At 43.6% G+C, this 19,356-nt stretch carries 16 protein-coding genes; 10 read left to right on the top strand and 6 right to left on the bottom strand.

The genetic code is table 11. The features are described 5' to 3' along the window. Nucleotides 1–205 precede the first annotated feature (205 nt). The 3 genes from AB9H30_RS16870 (at nt 206) to AB9H30_RS16860 (ending at nt 3,152) form a co-directional block, all read left to right on the top strand. On the top strand, nt 206–1,033 hold the full coding sequence (locus AB9H30_RS16870; protein ID WP_371195896.1) for a mechanosensitive ion channel family protein: 828 nt from the start codon (nt 206–208) through the stop codon (nt 1,031–1,033). A gap of 180 nt (nt 1,034–1,213) precedes the next feature. After that, nucleotides 1,214–1,684, top strand: coding sequence for a hypothetical protein (locus AB9H30_RS16865; protein ID WP_371195895.1), 471 nt, complete (start codon nt 1,214–1,216; stop codon nt 1,682–1,684). Between the two features lie 49 nt (nt 1,685–1,733). Then, entirely contained in the window at nt 1,734–3,152 is a 1,419-nt protein-coding gene (locus AB9H30_RS16860; protein ID WP_371195894.1) for an alanine/glycine:cation symporter family protein, read from the top strand. Between the two features lie 46 nt (nt 3,153–3,198). Here the strand turns inward: AB9H30_RS16860 and AB9H30_RS16855 are convergent, their stop codons facing one another. Together AB9H30_RS16855 and AB9H30_RS16850 are read right to left on the bottom strand one after the other, a co-directional pair. Next, nucleotides 3,199–3,372, bottom strand: a complete 174-nt coding sequence (locus tag AB9H30_RS16855; protein WP_371195893.1) for a hypothetical protein — start codon at nt 3,370–3,372, stop codon at nt 3,199–3,201. A 66-nt stretch (nt 3,373–3,438) separates the two neighbouring features. Beyond that, a complete protein-coding gene (locus AB9H30_RS16850) occupies nt 3,439–4,605 on the bottom strand; it encodes an FAD-dependent oxidoreductase (protein ID WP_371195892.1) in 1,167 nt (388 codons plus the stop codon). Between the two features lie 260 nt (nt 4,606–4,865). Here AB9H30_RS16850 and miaB point away from each other — a divergent pair, with 260 nt between their 5' ends. The 6 genes from miaB (at nt 4,866) to AB9H30_RS16820 (ending at nt 12,044) form a co-directional block, all read left to right on the top strand. Continuing rightward, nucleotides 4,866–6,293, top strand: coding sequence for a tRNA (N6-isopentenyl adenosine(37)-C2)-methylthiotransferase MiaB (miaB, locus tag AB9H30_RS16845; RefSeq protein WP_371195891.1), 1,428 nt, complete (start codon nt 4,866–4,868; stop codon nt 6,291–6,293). A 33-nt stretch (nt 6,294–6,326) separates the two neighbouring features. Continuing rightward, a complete protein-coding gene (locus tag AB9H30_RS16840; protein ID WP_371195890.1) occupies nt 6,327–7,397 on the top strand; it encodes a PhoH family protein in 1,071 nt (356 codons plus the stop codon). Then, nucleotides 7,394–7,879 (top strand): rRNA maturation RNase YbeY, encoded by a 486-nt coding sequence (gene ybeY, locus AB9H30_RS16835; protein WP_371195889.1) that lies wholly within the window; start codon nt 7,394–7,396, stop codon nt 7,877–7,879. The genes AB9H30_RS16840 and ybeY overlap by 4 nt, the downstream gene beginning before the upstream one ends. A 35-nt stretch (nt 7,880–7,914) precedes the next feature. Next, nucleotides 7,915–8,775: a CNNM family magnesium/cobalt transport protein CorC gene (gene corC / locus AB9H30_RS16830; protein ID WP_371195888.1), complete on the top strand. Its 861-nt coding sequence runs from the start codon at nt 7,915–7,917 to the stop codon at nt 8,773–8,775. A gap of 14 nt (nt 8,776–8,789) precedes the next feature. Continuing rightward, nucleotides 8,790–10,298, top strand: a complete 1,509-nt coding sequence (lnt, locus tag AB9H30_RS16825) for an apolipoprotein N-acyltransferase (protein ID WP_371195898.1) — start codon at nt 8,790–8,792, stop codon at nt 10,296–10,298. A 75-nt stretch (nt 10,299–10,373) separates the two neighbouring features. Further along, nucleotides 10,374–12,044: a SulP family inorganic anion transporter gene (locus AB9H30_RS16820; RefSeq protein ID WP_371195887.1), complete on the top strand. Its 1,671-nt coding sequence runs from the start codon at nt 10,374–10,376 to the stop codon at nt 12,042–12,044. A gap of 109 nt (nt 12,045–12,153) precedes the next feature. Here AB9H30_RS16820 and yeiP read toward each other — a convergent pair whose 3' ends face one another. Then, a complete protein-coding gene (gene yeiP, locus AB9H30_RS16815; RefSeq protein WP_371195886.1) occupies nt 12,154–12,720 on the bottom strand; it encodes an elongation factor P-like protein YeiP in 567 nt (188 codons plus the stop codon). A gap of 304 nt (nt 12,721–13,024) precedes the next feature. Between yeiP and AB9H30_RS16810 the strand changes: the two genes are divergently transcribed. Then, nucleotides 13,025–14,107, top strand: a complete 1,083-nt coding sequence (locus tag AB9H30_RS16810) for a diguanylate cyclase domain-containing protein (protein ID WP_371195885.1) — start codon at nt 13,025–13,027, stop codon at nt 14,105–14,107. Between the two features lie 28 nt (nt 14,108–14,135). Here AB9H30_RS16810 and AB9H30_RS16805 read toward each other — a convergent pair whose 3' ends face one another. From AB9H30_RS16805 to carB, 3 genes are all read right to left on the bottom strand, one after another. Continuing rightward, a complete protein-coding gene (locus AB9H30_RS16805) occupies nt 14,136–15,296 on the bottom strand; it encodes an MFS transporter (protein WP_371195884.1) in 1,161 nt (386 codons plus the stop codon). A 213-nt stretch (nt 15,297–15,509) separates the two neighbouring features. Next, the gene (greA, locus tag AB9H30_RS16800) at nt 15,510–15,986 is read right to left on the bottom strand and encodes a transcription elongation factor GreA (RefSeq protein WP_371195883.1); all 477 of its coding nucleotides are present in this window, start codon (nt 15,984–15,986) and stop codon (nt 15,510–15,512) included. 145 nt (nt 15,987–16,131) lie between these two features. After that, nucleotides 16,132–19,353 (bottom strand): carbamoyl-phosphate synthase large subunit, encoded by a 3,222-nt coding sequence (gene carB, locus AB9H30_RS16795; RefSeq protein WP_371195882.1) that lies wholly within the window; start codon nt 19,351–19,353, stop codon nt 16,132–16,134. Nucleotides 19,354–19,356 lie beyond the last annotated feature (3 nt).

Genomic DNA, 19,356 nt, shown 5'->3' with positions numbered 1-19,356 from the left:
GTTCGAGTCCAGCTACCCCAGCCATTTATCTTAGTTTGCTCCCAACATGTCTCACCCAAAGTCAATAAAACAGTTGATCGCATCTGCCCTCACAATGTATCGTCTTGACGTAGCCCCATAATTAACACAAAAATTTTTCACTAATGTTGATGACATTATTGGGTTGCTGTATACCAAATAAGAATAAAATACAGGAGTAATAACCATGCAGGAATACGTTCAAAACTTCGATTTTAGTGAATATCTGCCGGCAGCACTTGCCTGGGCAACAAACATTCTACTTGCCGCGCTCATCTTAATCTTAGGTTTATGGATCAGCGGTAAAGCATATAAAGCGGTCTACGGAATCGGCAAAAAATATGAGCGACTAGACGACACCCTTTTTAGATTTTTCGGTAGCGTCGCTCGATATATTATTTTAGCCTTTGTATTGATTGCGGTGTTGAATCGATTTGGCGTAGAGACCACTTCTATTGTCGCATTGATTGGTGCGGCTGGTTTGGCTGTCGGTTTAGCGTTGCAAGGAGCGATGTCAAACCTAGCCGCTGGTGTAATGTTGCTAATATTTCGCCCATATAAAGTCGATGATTTTATTGATGCAGCCGGTCAATTTGGAAAAGTCACAGAAGTCGACCTATTTACCACGATTTTACAAACTTTTGATAACCAGAAAATAATCGTACCCAACAGTCAAATTTGGGGTCAGCAAATCACTAACCATTCGTTTCATGAAATTCGCGGGGTCGATATGACCTTTGGCGTGGCTTATAAAGAAAACACTGACGATGCACGTAAAGTAATCGATGAAGTATTAGCCGCTCACCCGCACATTTTAAAAACACCTGCTCCATTTGTGGAAGTAAGTGCCTTAAACAATAGTTCGGTAGATTTTATTGTTAGACCTTTTTGCAAAGGCGAACACTATTTTGATATTCTTTACTCAGTGCCTGAGCAAATGAAAAAGGCCTTAGATAAGGCAAATATCGAGATACCGTTCCCACACCGTAAAGTAATTGTGGTGAAAGAAGACTAAATTTATCATTAGTGTACTCACATTGACTAAACAATGGGGTCAGAGCGTAAGCTCGCAATACCGACCCCTTTTTATATAAAGCATTCATTAAATTTGAGTTTTCATCTTCACCAGACAATAATGCAAACTCTCAAAGTAGCTATTCAATTAAATCAACGTAATCCCATAAAAGGACTTAACATGGAATCCTCATTCCACAATGATGTTGAACATCAAAATTCTAACCCTCACTTTGAGGCTCTCTTAGAGCCACTGCTGCAGACTAGGCCTTGGGCTATGCTATGCGCGGTTCTAGGTTTATTTGTCAGCGGTCTAATGGTGATATTCGCTCTGGTTTTGATACTGGGAATGTCAGGGGCACTTTTGGCTGGCAGCATGTTCCAAGAGCCCTTTAGTGGCGGTATCGCAGTAGTGATGGGCATTGTATATTTAATTTTTGGGGTGGTATTTGCACTGCCGCCATATTGGCTTTATCGATTTGCAAAAAGCATTCGTATGGCAGATAAAACTAGAGAAACTAGCGATATTATCGATGCTCTTAAGTACCAGAAGTCATTCTGGAAATTCATTGGCATTTGCGTTTTAATCTATTTAGGATTTGTGATCATAAGCCTAGTTTTCGTCGCTATTGCGGCTTTTATTAGCGCCTAACTTCTGCATCGCGAACACTTGAACAATCACAATTTACAAGGGACCACTTTTGATCAATGAAGCAGTAGGATTCGTCAACAATATTTTATGGGGACAAGGTCAAGTATTAATCTATTTACTGCTTTTCGCAGGCCTGTGGTTTACTTTTAGACTCAAATTTATTCAGTTGCTTGATTTCAAACACATGTTCTCTTTGTTAAAAGGCAGTAACAAGAGTGATAAAGAAGGCATAAGTTCATTTCAAGCCCTCTGCACCAGCCTTTCGGCAAGAGTCGGCACTGGCAATTTAGCGGGTGTAGCGGTAGCTATCTCATTAGGCGGTGCAGGCGCTATTTTTTGGATGTGGGTGATCGCCATTTTAGGCATGGCAACCGGTTATGCTGAGTCAGTGCTTGGCCAAGCATATAAGATCAAAGATGCCGACGGACAATTTCGCGGCGGTCCTGCCTATTATATCAAGCAAGGCCTAAAGAACTCTTGGTTTGCGGTATTGTTTGCGCTGTGCCTATTTTTTGGTTACGGATTCGTATTCAGTGCGGTTCAGGCCAATACCATTACTGATGCCTTTAATAATAGTTACAATATCCCTACGCATTACACCGGTATGGCCATTGTTGTGGTTGCCGGCTTGATTGTTTTGGGCGGTCTTCGTGCCATTGCAAAATTTGCTGAGTGGGTAGTGCCCTTTATGGGCATTACTTATGTGTTGGTAGCCTTGGGTATCACGGTCGTAAATATTCAACTGTTGCCCGGCGTACTTTGGGACATCATTACGTCTGCATTTGGCTTACAGGAAGCTGGCGCAGGCGCGTTTGCTGCAGCAGTCAAAAATGGTATTCAGCGCGGCCTCTATTCAAATGAAGCCGGCTCAGGCAGCGTACCGCAAGCAGCGGCGAGTGCCAGCCCTCACCCTAACCACCCTGCTTCTCAAGGTTATATTCAAATGCTGGGGGTATTTTTAGACACCATGGTCTTGTGTACCGCAACCGCATTCATTATTTTGTTGGGTACCGATACCTCAATCGGGGAAATGGAAGGCATCAGACTGACGCAGAATGCTATGGAAAACCATTTAGGTGGCGTCGGTGCCGACTTTGTAGCTGCCGCTATCGGCTTTTTTGCCTTTACATCGGTAGTGGCCAACTATGCCTATGGTGAAGCTAATCTGCATATTTTTAAACTCGATAATAAACTTGGAAGAACGCTATTTACCTCTGGTTACTTAGCGATGATATTTTGGGGTGCTATGGCATCTTTACCCACGGTTTGGGCGATGGCCGATATGGCATTGGGACTAATGACCTTAGTCAATATTATTGCCATTATTTTGTTAACCCCAACCATTGTTGCGATCACGAAAGATTACCGCGAGCAACGCAAATCGGGACAAGTAATAAGCTTTAATGCTAAAGATTGCAAGCTACAGGGCGAGCTTGAGGAACGCGAGATTTGGATAGGAAAGCCCTAATTCAATAAATAGTCACTACGTTAAAATTGGTAGTGCCACTTTCGCTTCAAAAGACATACATAAAAATTTGAATAATAATCATGATGGCCACTAATGGCAAAATGATCCGAGATAATTTAGAGGATGTTTCGCTAGACACTCTCAAACCCGATTTTTCTACCAGTGGGATAATAATAAACAAGGCTAAAAACAACACTCCAAGTATCACTAAAACATTCATACTAACCTCATTAGGTTTTACCTAAAGCGTGATAACACACTCAATAAATTCAAACAATCTTGGGCATTAGATACCCATAGCATACTTTAGTGCCATATTTTTTAATGGCCCGGCTCTTTGAGCCATACCCAGCGCAAAATTTCGCAGTAATTTAATACCTTGGATATCGTTACTAAAACTTGCGTAAAGTGCATCCATAGTCGACATCATCAACAGATTCTGAAGTTTTCGCTGCTTCTGATACACAGCCAGCGTTGTAGAGAGATCATCTAAACCATGTTCTTTTATCGCATTGATGAGCGCAGAGACATCCTTAAAGCCTAGATTTACCCCCTGTCCTGCCAGCGGATTGATGGTATGAGCTGCATCGCCGACCAATACGGCTTTATTTTGCCAATACTGATTAGCATGCATGCGGCGTAAACCAAAACCTGCTTTGTCGCACACTTCAAAATTGCCAAGCCGCGCTGGAAATTTTTTTATTACTGCTTTTTGTAAATCATCGTTATCCATCGCTTGAATCAGTGCCGACTTCTCAGCACTGGCATACCAAACCAAACTGGCATAATTATCATGCATCGGCAGCAACGCCAGCGGACCTGTAGGAGTAAATTGCTGCCATGTTTCATCCGCTATTTCTTCATGCAGACGAATAAGTATTAGATTTGCGCGCTGGCGATAGTCCCAGCCTGTTTGGCCTATGCCAGCGCTCAACCGAACCTGAGAGTTAGCGCCGTCAGCCCCGACGATTAATTTAGCTTGAATGTACTCACAATTAGCTAGCTCGAGGGTTCCGCTCGCTGTATCTATTTGCTTTGCCTTGGTATTGAATACAACAACACTGTCGTTATGATGCTGTTTAATACTTTGTAAGAGCGCCAGTTGAATAATACGGTTTTCAGCGAAGATACCTAGTTGCTTTTCATTTATATCATGGGCTGAAAAAGTCGTTTTGGCGAGTTCGTCTTCCCATACCGATAGTGTGTCGTATACCCGATAGCGCATGACTTCAATAGCATCATAGGCGTTTAGGTCGGTAAGCAGATTGATACTATGTCGATTTAAGGCGGATACCCGAAGATCGGGAGATTGAGATGCTTCAAAGGGCGCTGGCAAATAAGATTCAACAACAGCCACCCGCAAACCTAATTGCGCAAATGCACATGCGCAAGCAGCGCCGACCATACCAGCTCCGATGATACAAATGTCAAATTGTTGATACTGGGTTGACATGCTGCGTTTCCTTTGGCCACAAGTGACGACATTTACACACACTAGAGTCTACTAGTATGCCATAAATAAGATCAAATGCTCGTGTAAGTCATTGATCTATTACAATGTATTTTCGAACAAAGCGACAATCCCTTATGGCTAGCATATTCCCTTAAAAAGCGGTAAAATTGCGGACTATTTTTAACGCAATAACGCTGGTTAGATTGTTTGTCTTAACGATATGTCCGCCGCCGTTTTAAAATGTTGTAGCATTGAATTATATGAGTAAAAAGCTGTTTATCAAAACTTGGGGTTGCCAAATGAACGAGTATGACTCGGAAAAAATGGCTGACCTACTTGACGCAACCCATGGATACACTGTCGCCAGCGACGCCGAAGACGCTGACGTGATATTACTAAACACCTGCTCTATTCGCGAAAAAGCCCAAGAAAAGGTTTTTCATCAGCTTGGCCGCTGGAAAAACCTAAAAAAATCCAAGCCTGAATTGATCATTGGTGTTGGCGGTTGCGTGGCCTCTCAAGAAGGCGCTGAGATTCGTAAACGCGCTCCTTATGTAGATATCGTATTTGGCCCACAAACTCTGCACCGTTTGCCTGAAATGATTCAGCAAATTAAAGGCGGTGACAAATCGGTTGTTGATGTTAGCTTTCCTGAAATAGAAAAATTCGATCGCCTGCCGGAACCTCGTGCTGACGGGCCAAATGCCTTTGTATCGATTATGGAAGGCTGCTCCAAGTACTGTAGTTTTTGCGTAGTGCCTTACACCCGCGGTGAAGAAGTTAGTCGTCCGGTGGACGATGTGCTTTTAGAAGTAGCTCAGCTAGCCTCCCAAGGTGTCCGTGAAGTTAACTTATTGGGTCAAAACGTTAACGCCTTTAGAGGCGAGCATCATGATGGCAGCATCTGCCGCTTTGCTGAACTGCTTGAACTGGTTGCAAGCATAGACGGCATCGATCGTATTCGCTACACCACCTCTCACCCAGTTGAATTTACCGATGACATTATCGAAGCCTATAAAAATATTCCTGAGTTGGTCGATCATCTGCATCTTCCGGTGCAGAGTGGTTCTGACCGAATCTTAAATATGATGAAACGCGGACATACCGCGATTGAATATAAGAGCATCATTCGTAAACTCAAAAAAGTGCGCCCGAACCTGTGTATGAGTTCCGATTTTATTATCGGTTTTCCAGGCGAGAGCCAAGAAGATTTTGAAGCCACGATGGATTTAATTAACCACGTGGGATACGACATGAGCTTCAGTTTTATCTATAGCGCTCGCCCTGGTACTCCTGCCGCTGATATAGTTGATGACGTAACAGAAGAAACAAAAAAAGGGCGACTGCACATACTCCAGCAGCGGATCAACCAAAATGCCCAGCAAATTGCTCGCAATATGGTGGGTACAGTACAGCGTGTTCTAGTTGAAGGCACCTCTAAAAAAGATGCCGATGAATTAACAGGCCGCACCGAAAATAACCGTGTAGTCAATTTTAAAGGTAGCGCAGACATGATTGGAGAATTTGTGGATATTGAAATCAGTAAGGTGTTCTCCAATTCCCTGCGCGGTGATGTAATTACTCGCGAGTCTGAAATGGGGCTTAGAGTAGCGGTATCACCCCACTCTATATTAGCGAAACAACCGCAGCCTGATACTCACGGCGTGATTCAATTCACCGCGGTATAACGTTATTTTCATTTATGTAATAGGAAACCAATATTGAGTAATCTCGTCAGTAACAAAATAGTGTTAGAGCCGCAAGATAGTAAAAGATTGGTCAGCCTATGCGGCCCGTTTGACGATAATATCAAACAAATTGAGCGTCGCTTGGGTGTAGAGATTTCGTATCGTAACAACCAGTTTAGTGTGATGGGAGACCCGCAGCAAGCAAACGGCGCCAGCGAGTTACTAAAGCTTTTATATATCGAAACCCAACCTGTAAAAGGCAGTGTTCCGATTCTAGAGCCGAATCAAGTCCACCTAGCCATACAAGAAGCTCAGTGTTTAGAGAGAGCGGAAGCGGGTGATTACGGCAAAGAAGTTCACATTAAAACGAAGCGGGGAGTGATTAAACCCCGTAATCCTAATCAGTCAAAATATGTCGCAAACGTCGTCACTCATGATATTACATTTGGTGTGGGTCCTGCGGGCACGGGTAAAACATACCTTGCAGTTGCCTGTGCAGTAGATGCGCTAGAGCGACAAGAAGTCAGACGTATTTTACTAACTCGTCCAGCGGTAGAGGCAGGTGAAAAACTTGGATTTTTACCGGGTGATTTGTCGCAGAAAGTCGACCCTTATTTGCGCCCACTGTATGATGCGCTTTTTGAAATGCTAGGCTTTGAAAAAGTTGAAAAACTGATCGAACGAAATGTCATCGAAGTCGCACCATTGGCCTACATGCGCGGACGGACTCTCAATGACGCATTTATTATTTTGGATGAATCTCAAAATACTACATCCGAACAAATGAAAATGTTTTTGACCCGCATTGGATTTAACTCTAGAGCCGTTATCACAGGCGATATTACTCAAGTTGACTTGCCCCGTGGAGTTCGTTCAGGGCTTCGCCATGCGATAGATGTACTCGGCGAAGTAAATGATATTTCGTTCAATTTTTTCACTGCTACCGATGTTGTTAGACATCCGGTTGTCGCACGCATCGTGCAAGCTTACGAGGACTTTGAGTCTAAGCAAGAGCGGATAAAGCAAGCCGAAAGAGCAGCAAAAGAGCAGAGTAAGTCTGTGGACAGTGAATCAAAGCCAAAGGGTGACGATAAACACCCGTGAATAACTTACGTGTTGACTTACACTTCGATGTGGCTGACGACTTAACAGACACATTGCTCGACACTATACCCTCACAAGAGCAAGTCGAAGATTGGCTGAAAGTTACCTTAGATCAGATTAAATACAGCAAACCCATTGAATTAAGCATTCGCTCAGTCAGTATCGAAGAGTCCAATCAACTGAATCTAACTTACCGAAATAAAGACAGTGCGACCAACGTGCTGTCGTTTCCTGCTGATATTCCTGAATTTGTTGAATCCAATCATATAGGTGATATCGCAATTTGTGCACAAGTTTTGTGTGACGAAGCAAAGGCTCAAAACAAGGCAATTGAAAATCATTGGGCACATTTGTGTGTGCACGGCCTCTTGCATTTGCTAGGCTACGACCATATTACAGAACAAGACGCAGCTGAAATGGAAGCGATTGAAATTGCAACTTTATCAGCATTAAGTATTGACGATCCCTATCAGGTTCGATAAATATAAATATTACACTACCAAAAATTGACAGGAAAATGAGCGAAGACAATCCCCCATCTACCAACGGTTCATCAAATAGAAGCTGGTTAGCGAATCTAATGCACACTTTTAAAGGTGAACCGAAAAACAGAGAAGAGCTTTCTGAGGTCATTTCTGATGCCCAGCAGCGAGAGCTTATAGACCCGCAAACAAAAGAAATGATTGAAGGCGTCATGGGGGTCAGCGAGATGCGCGTGCGTGACATTATGATCCCCCGAGCGCAAATGATCACCATCGATATTCAGCAAAGCGTAGATGAATTTTTACCATTAATGCTTGAATCTGCCCACAGCCGCTTTCCTGTGATTAGTGAAGATAAAGATCATATCGAGGGAGTCCTGCTAGCAAAAGACCTTTTGGCATATGCCTTTAACGATGAAAAAACCTTTTCACTTCGAGAGAACTTGCGCGAAGCGATCATCGTGCCAGAAAGTAAGCGTGTCGACGTATTGTTAAAAGAATTTAGAATGCAGCGCTATCATATGGCTATTGTAGTGGATGAGTATGGTGGCGTTTCAGGTTTGGTCACTATTGAAGATATCCTTGAATTAATAGTGGGTGAAATCGAAGATGAGTTTGACGACGATGTGAATGAAAACGACAACATTCGACCACTCAATAAATGCACCTATTCAGTAAAAGCACTTACGCCTGTCGACGATTTCAATAAGTTCTTTGAAACCAAGTACAATGAAGATGAATCGGATACCATCGGTGGTGTGGTACTGCGCGCCTTTGGTCATATGCCAAACACAGGCGAGAAGGTCATGATCGATAACATTTCATTTGAAGTCACCAATTCTGACAAACGTAAATTGGTCCAATTAAAAGTGTACTTACCCGATTTGGAGAACTAGCGCTGAACTCGCTACTGCTGCATTTATGCAGCCTCGTTTTGGGTGCACTGCTGACCTTCGCCTATGCCCCGTTTGACCTGTGGTGGTTGCCATTTTTGGTATTACCGATATGGCTATGGATAAGCCACCAATTCGTCGAACGACCATTTTTAAATGCTTGGTTTTTCGGCTTAGGATTCTTTGGCGCTGGCATTTCATGGGTACATGTGAGTATTGCCACTTTTGGTGGCGTCCCCTTAATCGTTTCTATATTGCTCATGCTGTTATTGTGCGGCTATTTGGCCTTATTTCCGGCAATCTTTAGCTACCTACTCAAGCGTTATTTTAATGTTTTGCTCTGGCCTTTGGCAGCGCCCTTCATTTGGATGTCCACCGAATGGTTAAGAGCGCATTTTCTGACAGGCTTTCCATGGCTGTCTATCGGCTATACGCAAACAAGCAGTCCTTTCAAAGCTTTTTACCCCCTTATCGGAGAAGTGGGATTATCGGTAGTAATGATATTGCTTGCAGCTGTGCTTACTGTCGCAATGGTTAAGCGCAGTCTAGCAAGCATCTTAAGCGCAGCAACTGTATATTCAGTCGCTGCGGTATCGGTTTTCATCTTATCTGAACAAGCATGGGTCACTCCCTCAGGGCAAAGCAAAACCGCAGCATTGGTTCAGGGCAATATCGAACAGTCTATTCGCTGGCGGCCCGAGCAAGACAAGCCGACCATGCAAAAATATATTGAGCTTACCGAGGCACATTGGCAACATGACATAATTATTTGGCCGGAGGCAGCAGTGCCGCGACTCGAAGTTCTTGCCATCGATTATTTACAACAGTTAGATCTAATGGCGAGTAAACACAACAGTGCGCTAATCACAGGAATTGTTGATGTAAATTTGGAAAGCGGAGAAGCCTATAACAAGCTCATCGCACTTGGCCTAAATACACCGACTGAAAACACCCAGCCCTATCAATATCCCAATCAAAATAAATTCGCCAAGCACCACCTTTTGCCAATTGGCGAATTTGTTCCCTTTGAAGCCCTGCTAAGACCCCTTGCACCCATTTTCGATTTACCCATGTCATCGTTTAGCCGGGGCGGCTATGTGCAAGATAACCTCGAAGCAAAAGGCTTGCAGTTAAGCCCTGCTATTTGCTTTGAAATAGCATTTCCGAAACAAATTGCTGCAAATATTACGGAGCAAACCGACGCCATTATTACAGTAAGCAACGATGCATGGTTCGGCGATTCCCATGGCCCACATCAGCATTTACAAATCGCCAGAGTCAGAGCGATGGAGTTTGGTTTACCTGTTTTAAGAGCAACGAACACCGGAGTAACTGCGGCATTTGATCATGAGGGTGAAGTCTTGGGCGCTCTGCCGCAGTTTCAGGCCGCTGTGTTAAGTGTTGAGTTTGAGTTAGTTGACGGCACCACTCCCTATTTTAGGCTTGGCAATTTGCCTATCATTATTTTATGCTGTTTAGGAATTGCTTTTGCCCTTAGATTTAGAGGTAACGCAAAACTTGCTTAGAATTTAGTTTTAGGCGCGTGTACCTCGTAAACGTAATGCAATAAAGCAAAAACAATAATAAAAGAGAATTCTATTTTGCAAATCCTCAATATCATCAATATGTCCAACCTCAAAGGCGATATTTTAGGTGGTGTTACCGCTGCCATCGTCTCTCTACCATTAGCGCTCGCATTTGGTGTAGCCTCTGGAGCAGGTGCGGAAGCAGGGCTCTATGGCGCCATTATCATCGGATTTTTTGCGGCTATGTTTGGCGGTACGCCAACGCTTATTTCTGAGCCTACAGGTCCAATGACCGTGATCATGGCGGCGGTTGTCACAACAATGGTAGCCAAGTATCCAGAAAATGGACTAGCCATGGCGTTTACGGTAGTGATGATAGCGGGTGTCACGCAAATTATATTTGGATTACTAAGATTAGGTAAATACATTACCTTGATGCCCTATTCGGTTATTAGCGGATTTATGTCGGGTATTGGCTGCATACTCATCATTATGCAGATAGCACCGGCTCTTGGCTCCTCAGCACCCGCGGGCGGCGTTACAGGGGCACTGATGGCGTTTCCAGAAGTATTTGCCAATATAAGTTGGCTGGAAGCAGGCATGGCTATAGCTACACTTGGCCTGATATTTTTTACTCCTCGCAAAATTAAACATTGGGTACCACCTCAACTCATTGCACTTTTGCTAATTTCACTGATAAGTGTGTGGGTGTTTGGGCAGTCCGATATCAGCAGAATTGGTGAAATAAATATCAGCTTACCAAGCATGGTCATGCCTACATTTACTGCAGATCAATTACAAACCATGGTATTAGACGGCATTGTTCTTGGTGTATTGGGCTGCATCGATTCCATGCTGACCTCTGTTATTTCAGATAACCTTACGCGCAGCGAACATAAATCAGACAAAGAGCTCATCGGTCAAGGTATGGGTAACTTAGCATCAGGTTTATTTGGCGGGCTGCCAGGAGCCGGAGCAACCATGGGAACCGTGGTAAATATTCAGACCGGTGCAAAAACTGCCCTTTCCGGCCTAGTGAGAGTTGGTGTGTTAGTGGTCGCCGTGTTTGGCGCTTCGTCCTTAATATCGCTTATTCCCATCGCTGTGCTTGCGGGTATAGCAATCAAAGTAGGCATTGATATCCTTGATTGGAGTTTTATTAAACGAGCACACCGAGTATCCAAGCAAACGAGCGTCATCATGTACGGCGTTTTGTTATTGACGGTATTTGTGGACCTTGTGGTAGCAGTTGGTATTGGAGTATTTATTGCTAATATCATTACCATCGAAAAGCTCTCGGCCTCTCAAGAAAAAAATATAAAAGCCATAAGTGACGTTGACGGCAGGCTCCCCCTTAATGCACAACAGCGTAAACTGCTGAATCAAGCAAACGGCGAAATACTATACTTTTACCTCAGCGGCACTATGATATTTGGAGTGTCCAAAGCGCTGTCAAGAGAGCTCAGTTCACTCGGAGAGCACGCCGTAGTGATCATTGACTTAAGCGATGTCTCGTTTTTAGACGATACCATCGCCCTGACCATTGAAAACTTAGTAAAAGATGCACAATCTCTCGATAAACATATTTTGATGTTGGTAAATAAAGAAGCGTCTAAAAACAAGCTAATGCGCATGGGCTTACAAGACCTGCTTAATGATGCGGACTTTGTACAAAACCGAACGCAAGCCTTAGAGTTAGCTAATCAGCGCCTAAGAGCTGATCAGGCCTTTGCTGCAGACATTTAAATAAAGGTGTCAATAATAAGCTGTTGCGTAACAAGGCAGTCAGGCGCTTGGTCGCAACATTTTTTGCGTACCAGCACCTTGCCGGGTGCTGATACTAATTTTTCTTGCGTTACGCTCTACTTGTAAATTTACCTTCAGCGGTATTGACCTTAATTTTTTCACCCGTAGAAATATATTCAGGCACCTGCACAGTAAGTCCAGTCGACAGAACTGCAGGTTTGGTGCGAGAGGTAGCCGACGCGCCTTTTATGGAAGGGTCTGTTTCTGTTATAACAAGGTCAACAGATGCTGGCAGTTCGACTCCCACCGGTTTATCGTCAACTAAGAGTACCTGCAAACCTGTGGTCTCTTCAGTGATAAACATAAGCTCATCGGCAATTGTTTCTTTATCTAAGGAATAAGGCGTGTAGTCTTCATTGTCCATAAACACATATTCTTGGCCGTCCACATATGAAAACATGACTTTCTTTTTACTAAAATCTGCCGTGTTTATCATTTCATCGGCTTTAAAACTTTCATCAGCTTTTGCACCAGTGGCAACATCGTATAAACGCATCCTATAAAGACTCGCTCCCGCTCGACCGCTCGGTGTTAGCTTCGCAATATCTTTTACAAAGTAAACGTTTCCGTTGAGTTCAATTGCGGCATTTTTCTTGATTTCACTGGCTTTTGGCATCTTGCTTCTCGTCTATTAATTTACGAAAGATAAGTGTAACAACACTATCTGTATATACATTAAGCATAGCTGGCTTATTACGGTTTCAGCTAAATACATAATGCACAATAGTATCTTACTTTTAGTTGAGATGTCTGCTATTGAAAGTAGCTAAATGTAATATTAGCTTATCTTTGACCTGGATGTTTATTGACGAACTACAATCGCCTAAAAAGCGCGCTATTAGCGTTTAAACAATAAACTGCTGGTAATTTGTGCAATCTCGTCCTAACCTTTAGACTAAAGTTCATTGTAGTTATGAAGTATGAATGTGTCGCAAAGCTTAGCGTTTGAGCAATCGCTACTGAAATTTAAAGAGCAACTTACTCGTAATCTGCTTTTAGGGTTTGTATGTGTGTGCATGTTTGCATTGCCAATCTCACTCTTGCGCTGGTTTACTATTGGCTATCAATTTGTGTTCGTGCACCATGTTGTGATCACTTTGATTGTTTGCGCCTGTTATTTTATTAAATACCAACGAGGCTACAAGGTCAATTTATTCATTATTGTGACGCTGTTAACCTCAATGGTGATATCCGGCACGATGGCCTTTGGTTTGCAAACGGGTACAGCGGCATTTTCAGCCTTTTGTGCACTGATCGTAGCAATTGGCTGGGGTTCAAGAGCCGCTATTGCCTATGCGATTTGCTGGTTCATATTCTTCTCGACCATTGGATATTTATTCGTAAATGGATATATCCAATATTCAATCAGTCCTAACGCCTATGCAAGCACTTTTGGTGCGTGGGCAATCGTGGCGGTTGGAACAAGTATGGTAAGCATTTTCACATTGATAAGCGCCCGTCAGTGTTATCGATATTTTAGCGAGCTTATTAGCGAGATCGAGCAACAAAAGCAAGACATAGAAAGATTAGCGAACATCGACAGCTTAACCGGATATAGTTGCCATAGACTGTCAATGCCCCATCTAGAACACGCAATCAGCCTTGCTGACCGAGACCATACTAAAGTTGCCGTCGTATTCATCGACTTAGACAATTTCAAACAGATCAATGATCAGCACGGCCACTCAGTTGGCGATAGGGTACTCACTGAAGTTACCGCAAGAATGCGCTCCGTATTGAGAGAAATTGATATTCCATGTCGAGTTGGTGGTGATGAATTTTTATTTATCCTTCCTAGCATTCATTCAAAACAAGAGTTAAGCCCTATATTAGAGCGCATTGAAGGAGTTTGGCGCAATGCTATTGATATTGGGAGCACTACCCTGACTGTATCAGGCAGCATCGGGATTGCGCTGTATCCAGACGATGGCAGCAGTGCTGATGAACTGCGCACAAAGTCAGATTTAGCCATGTATCAATCAAAAAACAATACAGAGAAATAGTTAACTAAAGCAAGTCGCTTGATCATTTTTAAGCAACAGTTTTACGATGGATAGACGGTAAAAACAAAGCCAAAATAGCCCCAATTAGCGCGGCAACAGCAGCTAAGTAGAATGCATTCTGCCCTCCTGCCCCATCAAACCAAATCGCACCTGTGGCATATACACCAAGCGCACCACCAACGCCATACACGCCTGCGATATAAATTGCTTGACCTCGATTTTGTTGATCAGCAGCAAAATGCAGATGTAAAAACTGTATAGAAGCACTGTGATAAATCCCGAAGCTAAAAGCATGCAGGAGTTGACTAAAAACTAGCACCGACGGCAAATCGGTATACGCTGCAGTTAGAGACCATCGTAACACTGCAGACAGCATGCTAAATACTAATAATTGCTTAATACTAAAGCGCCGAAAAAGCCTACCGGCAATTAAAAATACACCAATCTCTGCAAAACTACCTAGTCCAACTAATAAGCCTACTGTATAGCCCTGATAACCATAGTCATCTAAATACAAGGCAAAAAATCCATAGTACGGGCCGAAGCTGACTTGCAGCATCACACCCGCCAAAAAGAACAATACAAAGCGATATGTGAAGACTTTCCCAAAAATAGAGCCTTGATTACCCAGTTTGGAGGCTTGATGACGCGGCTGCTTTAATATCATCGTTGATGCCGCCAAACCTAAGGATATTAAAAGACCAATCAGTAGGTAGGATTCGGCGCCAAAACGCGCTATCAATTCACTTGCAATTACCGCAGCCACTATAAAACCAAGGCTACCCCAAAGTCGGATCCGAGCATAAATTTTGGGGCTTCGTCGAATAGAAGTTAAGGTCATAACCTCTAGTTGAGGCAAAATAGCGGTCCAAAACAAACTAAACAAAGCCAAGAACGTTAGCATGAACCAATAGCTATCGAACCAAAATAAAAAAACAAAGGACAGTAGCGAAAGCCCAGCGCCCAGACGAATGATTGGCAACTGTTTTCCAGTTCGGTCAGACAACATAGCCCAAAGTGTCGGCCCAATTACTTTAGTTGCCGTAACTACCGCTATTATTTCGCCGATTTCTAGCGACGATAAGCCTCGGTTATCAAGAAATACTGCCAAAAAGGGCGACATTAGACCGATAACGGCAAAATACCAGAAGTAGTTGGTTGATAGCCGCGCTAAGAGGGAAGAAAACAATGCTTAAGCGTCCATAAAATGGAGGATAGCGCCCATGAAAACACTCCTGCTAATCGTTTTTCTATAGATTTACTGCTGAGTTATCATCGCCAGCTCGTTAAATATCCAGCTAGCGGGGAGAATGATGCATACGCTAGCCGCTATCAAATAGCGCGTGCGTTCAACAACCAACGATGTTAACCCACGCACTACAAAAACGCATTCCGGTCGACGTTATTTATAAAGGACTTCTGTAATTTCAACTTCTACGATACCAGCGGGGGTTTGAATAGTTGCAATATCGTCAACTTCTTTGCCTATCATGCCCCTTGCGAAGGGTGAATTAACGGAAATCAAGTTCTTTTTAATATCCGCTTCGTCATCACCGACGATACGGTAAGTGGTTTCTTCGTCCGTTTTGGTATTTAAGATTGTTACCGTCGCACCAAACACTACTTTGCCATTGTTGGTGAGTTTCGTAACATCAATGATTTGTGCGTTGGATAATTTTCCTTCAATATCTTGAATTCGTCCTTCACAAAAGCTTTGCTGTTCTCTAGCAGCATGATACTCAGCGTTCTCTTTTAGATCGCCATGCTCTCTAGCCTCAGCTATTGATTTAATGATTCTTGGCCGATCAACTGATTTTAATTGGTCTAATTCATCGCGGAGCTTTTTCGCGCCATCAGCAGTCATAGGATAGCTAGTCATCGTTTTTCTCTTTTAATATGGTTAGATTTTCGGCTTTGCGCCAATAAAACAAAAACGAATGCAGATGCATTCGTTTTTCATTCATTACTTTTAGTACGCTACTGACCTAAGTATAGTGCAAAGTTACCAATCAATCACCCCAGATTTAGCCAGTAATTTTCTTATGCAGTTCTTGCACGGAAATAACATTTACTTTCGCGTCTGAAGCACTTGCCTTCATTGTTGCAAAAGCGGCATTTAAGGTAGTGGTATATGCGGCTTTATTAAGCAAAGCTTCGCGACGAATATACACCGAATCAGTAATCGCCTGGCGACCTTCGGTGGTATTGACTACGTAGCAATATTCACCATTTTTAATCGCATCAACAATATTTGGACGACCTTCGCTTAACTTATTTACTACTGTGCAGTCTATACCCGCTTTCCGAATCGTCTTTGCTGTGCCGCTGGTTGCCTCAATGGTAAAGCCTTTTGATATCATATCCTTAACTAACTCAATTACGCGGACTTTGTCATTATTGCGCACCGAGAGCAGCACTTTTCCAGCAATAGGCAAAGGCGCAGAAGCACCTAGGTTAGCTTTGGCGTAAGCTTCTTCGAAATCAACCCCAACTCCCATGACTTCGCCGGTTGAGCGCATCTCTGGTCCAAGCAGCGGATCAACGCCTTGGAACTTCGCAAAAGGCAACACCACTTCTTTTACCGAATAAAACGGCGGGATAATTTCTTTTTCTACGCCCTGCTCTTTCAAGCTTTTACCGGCCATCACTCGAGCCGCTATTTTCGCAAGCGGCATGCCCGTTGCTTTAGATACAAACGGCACTGTTCTGGCTGCTCGCGGATTGACCTCGATAAGGTAAACCTCGTTATCTTTGATGGCGAACTGAGTATTCATGAGCCCGCGGACTTCAAGCTCTAATGCCATTTGTGTGACTTGCTCGCGCATTACATCTTGGATCTCTTTAGACAACGAATACGGCGGCAAGCTGCATGCAGAATCCCCTGAATGCACCCCGGCCTGTTCGATATGCTCCATAATGCCGCCAATAAGCACCTGTTCACCGTCACAAATCGCGTCGATATCGACTTCTATGGCGTCATCTAAAAAACGATCCAACAATACAGGGCTATCATTTGACACTTTAACCGCTTCGTTCAAATAACGTTGTAAATCTTTTATGTCGTAAACAATTTCCATTGCCCGCCCGCCCAACACATATGAAGGACGCACCACCAACGGAAAACCGATTTCTTCGGCACAAACCAAAGCTTCTTCGATATTTCTCACCGTCGCGTTGGCGGGTTGTTTCAAACCCAGCTTATTCACCATTTGCTGGAAACGCTGACGATCTTCGGCTCGGTCAATCGCGTCAGGCGACGTGCCAATAATGTTCACGCCGTTAGCTTTCAAGGCTCTGGCGAGTTTTAGGGGGGTTTGTCCACCATATTGCACGATTACGCCCTTAGGCTTCTCTATCCGCACGATTTCGAGCACATCCTCAAGGGTAACCGATTCAAAATAAAGACGGTCTGAGGTATCGTAGTCGGTCGAGACTGTTTCAGGGTTACAGTTGACCATAATCGTTTCGTAGCCGTCTTCGCGCATGGCAAGTGCGGCATGTACGCAGCAATAATCAAATTCAATACCCTGACCAATCCTGTTTGGACCGCCTCCCAAGACCATGATTTTTTTTCGGTCAGTTGGATTGGCTTCACATTCTTCGTCGTAGGTTGAATACATGTAGGCAGTAGACGTTGCGAACTCGGCAGCACAAGTATCAACACGTTTATAAACAGGTAAAATATCCATCTTTGTGCGCATATTGCGTACATCGCTTTCAGCTACCTGAGTGAGCTCTGCAATTCGTAAATCTGCAAAACCTTTACGTTTTAGTGTACGCATCATGTCTGCATTTATGCCTTTCAATCCGATACGTTTTATCTGTTTTTCAGTATTTATTAAATCTTCAATTTGCACTAAATACCAACGATCTATATTGGTAAGCGTAAATACTTCATCTACCGTCATGCCCATTCTAAATGCATCACCAATGTACCAAATACGCTGAGCACCTGGTTCACGCAGTTCATAAATGAGGATATTTTTCGATTCTGGGTCATCTAAATCGAGAATCGGGTCGAGACCAGACACACCCACTTCTAATCCGCGCAGTGCTTTTTGCAATGACTCTTGTTGATTACGACCAATCGCCATCACCTCGCCTACCGATTTCATTTGCGTGGTTAAACGGTCGTTAGCGCCGGCGAATTTTTCGAAGTTGAAGCGCGGAATTTTGGTTACTACATAGTCGATAGAGGGTTCAAATGATGCAGGTGTAAGACCACCGGTAATATCGTTAGCCAGTTCATCGAGAGTGAAACCCACTGCAAGCTTAGCTGCAATTTTCGCAATCGGGAACCCGGTTGCTTTTGACGCTAATGCAGACGATCTGGAAACCCTCGGGTTCATCTCAATGATAACCATTCGCCCGGTTTCAGGGTCCACTCCAAACTGCACATTTGAGCCACCGGTTTCAACGCCAATCTCGCGCAGCACTGCCATCGCGGCATTACGCATAATTTGATATTCTTTATCGGTAAGGGTTTGTGCTGGAGCCACGGTGATAGAATCACCGGTATGCACACCCATTGGGTCAAAATTTTCGATGGTACAGACAATAATGCAGTTATCTGCTTTATCACGCACCACTTCCATTTCGTATTCTTTCCATCCGATCAAAGATTCGTCAATCAACAATTCTGATGTAGGTGATAAATCTAAACCACGAGCACAAATCTCATTAAATTCATCAATGTTGTAGGCAATACCGCCGCCACTGCCACCCATTGTAAATGAAGGCCGAATTATACAAGGGAAACCAATGCGAGTAAGCACATCTCGGGCTTGAGTCATATCATGCGCGATTTCTGCATGCGGACACTCTAAGCCAATAGACTTCATCGCCTTGTCAAATCGTTCGCGGTCTTCCGCTTTATCTATAGCGTCTGCGGTGGCGCCAATTAATTCGACATTAAATTCGGCTAAGACACCAAATTTATTTAGGTCTAAAGCACAGTTCAATGCTGTTTGGCCGCCCATTGTTGGCAAAATCGCGTCCGGTCTCTCTTTAGCGATGATGTTGCGAACCACTTCCCAATGTATTGGCTCAATGTAGGTCGCATCTGCCATTTCAGGATCGGTCATAATCGTAGCTGGGTTTGAATTAACCAGAATAACCCGATAGCCTTCCTCTCTGAGCGCTTTGCATGCTTGCGCGCCTGAGTAATCAAATTCACAGGCCTGTCCTATTACAATAGGACCTGCGCCTAGAATCAAAATACTTTTGATGTCGGTACGTTTAGGCATTAT

The sequence above is a fragment of the Glaciecola sp. SC05 genome (genome assembly GCF_041380235.1).
Lineage (GTDB): Bacteria > Pseudomonadota > Gammaproteobacteria > Enterobacterales > Alteromonadaceae > Glaciecola.
The sequence above is the reverse complement of the archived record's forward strand: the minus strand, read 5'-3'. Positions and strand labels throughout refer to the sequence as shown.

Coding starts and splice junctions, on each gene's coding strand:
- AB9H30_RS16870 (WP_371195896.1), top strand. CDS start 206: ATGCAGGAATACGTTCAAAACTTCGATTTTAGTGAATATCTGCCGGCA.
- AB9H30_RS16865 (WP_371195895.1), top strand. CDS start 1,214: ATGGAATCCTCATTCCACAATGATGTTGAACATCAAAATTCTAACCCT.
- AB9H30_RS16855 (WP_371195893.1), bottom strand. CDS start 3,372: ATGAATGTTTTAGTGATACTTGGAGTGTTGTTTTTAGCCTTGTTTATT.
- AB9H30_RS16850 (WP_371195892.1), bottom strand. CDS start 4,605: ATGTCAACCCAGTATCAACAATTTGACATTTGTATCATCGGAGCTGGT.
- miaB (WP_371195891.1), top strand. CDS start 4,866: ATGAGTAAAAAGCTGTTTATCAAAACTTGGGGTTGCCAAATGAACGAG.
- corC (WP_371195888.1), top strand. CDS start 7,915: ATGAGCGAAGACAATCCCCCATCTACCAACGGTTCATCAAATAGAAGC.
- yeiP (WP_371195886.1), bottom strand. CDS start 12,720: ATGCCAAAAGCCAGTGAAATCAAGAAAAATGCCGCAATTGAACTCAAC.
- AB9H30_RS16810 (WP_371195885.1), top strand. CDS start 13,025: ATGAATGTGTCGCAAAGCTTAGCGTTTGAGCAATCGCTACTGAAATTT.
- greA (WP_371195883.1), bottom strand. CDS start 15,986: ATGACTAGCTATCCTATGACTGCTGATGGCGCGAAAAAGCTCCGCGAT.
- carB (WP_371195882.1), bottom strand. CDS start 19,353: ATGCCTAAACGTACCGACATCAAAAGTATTTTGATTCTAGGCGCAGGT.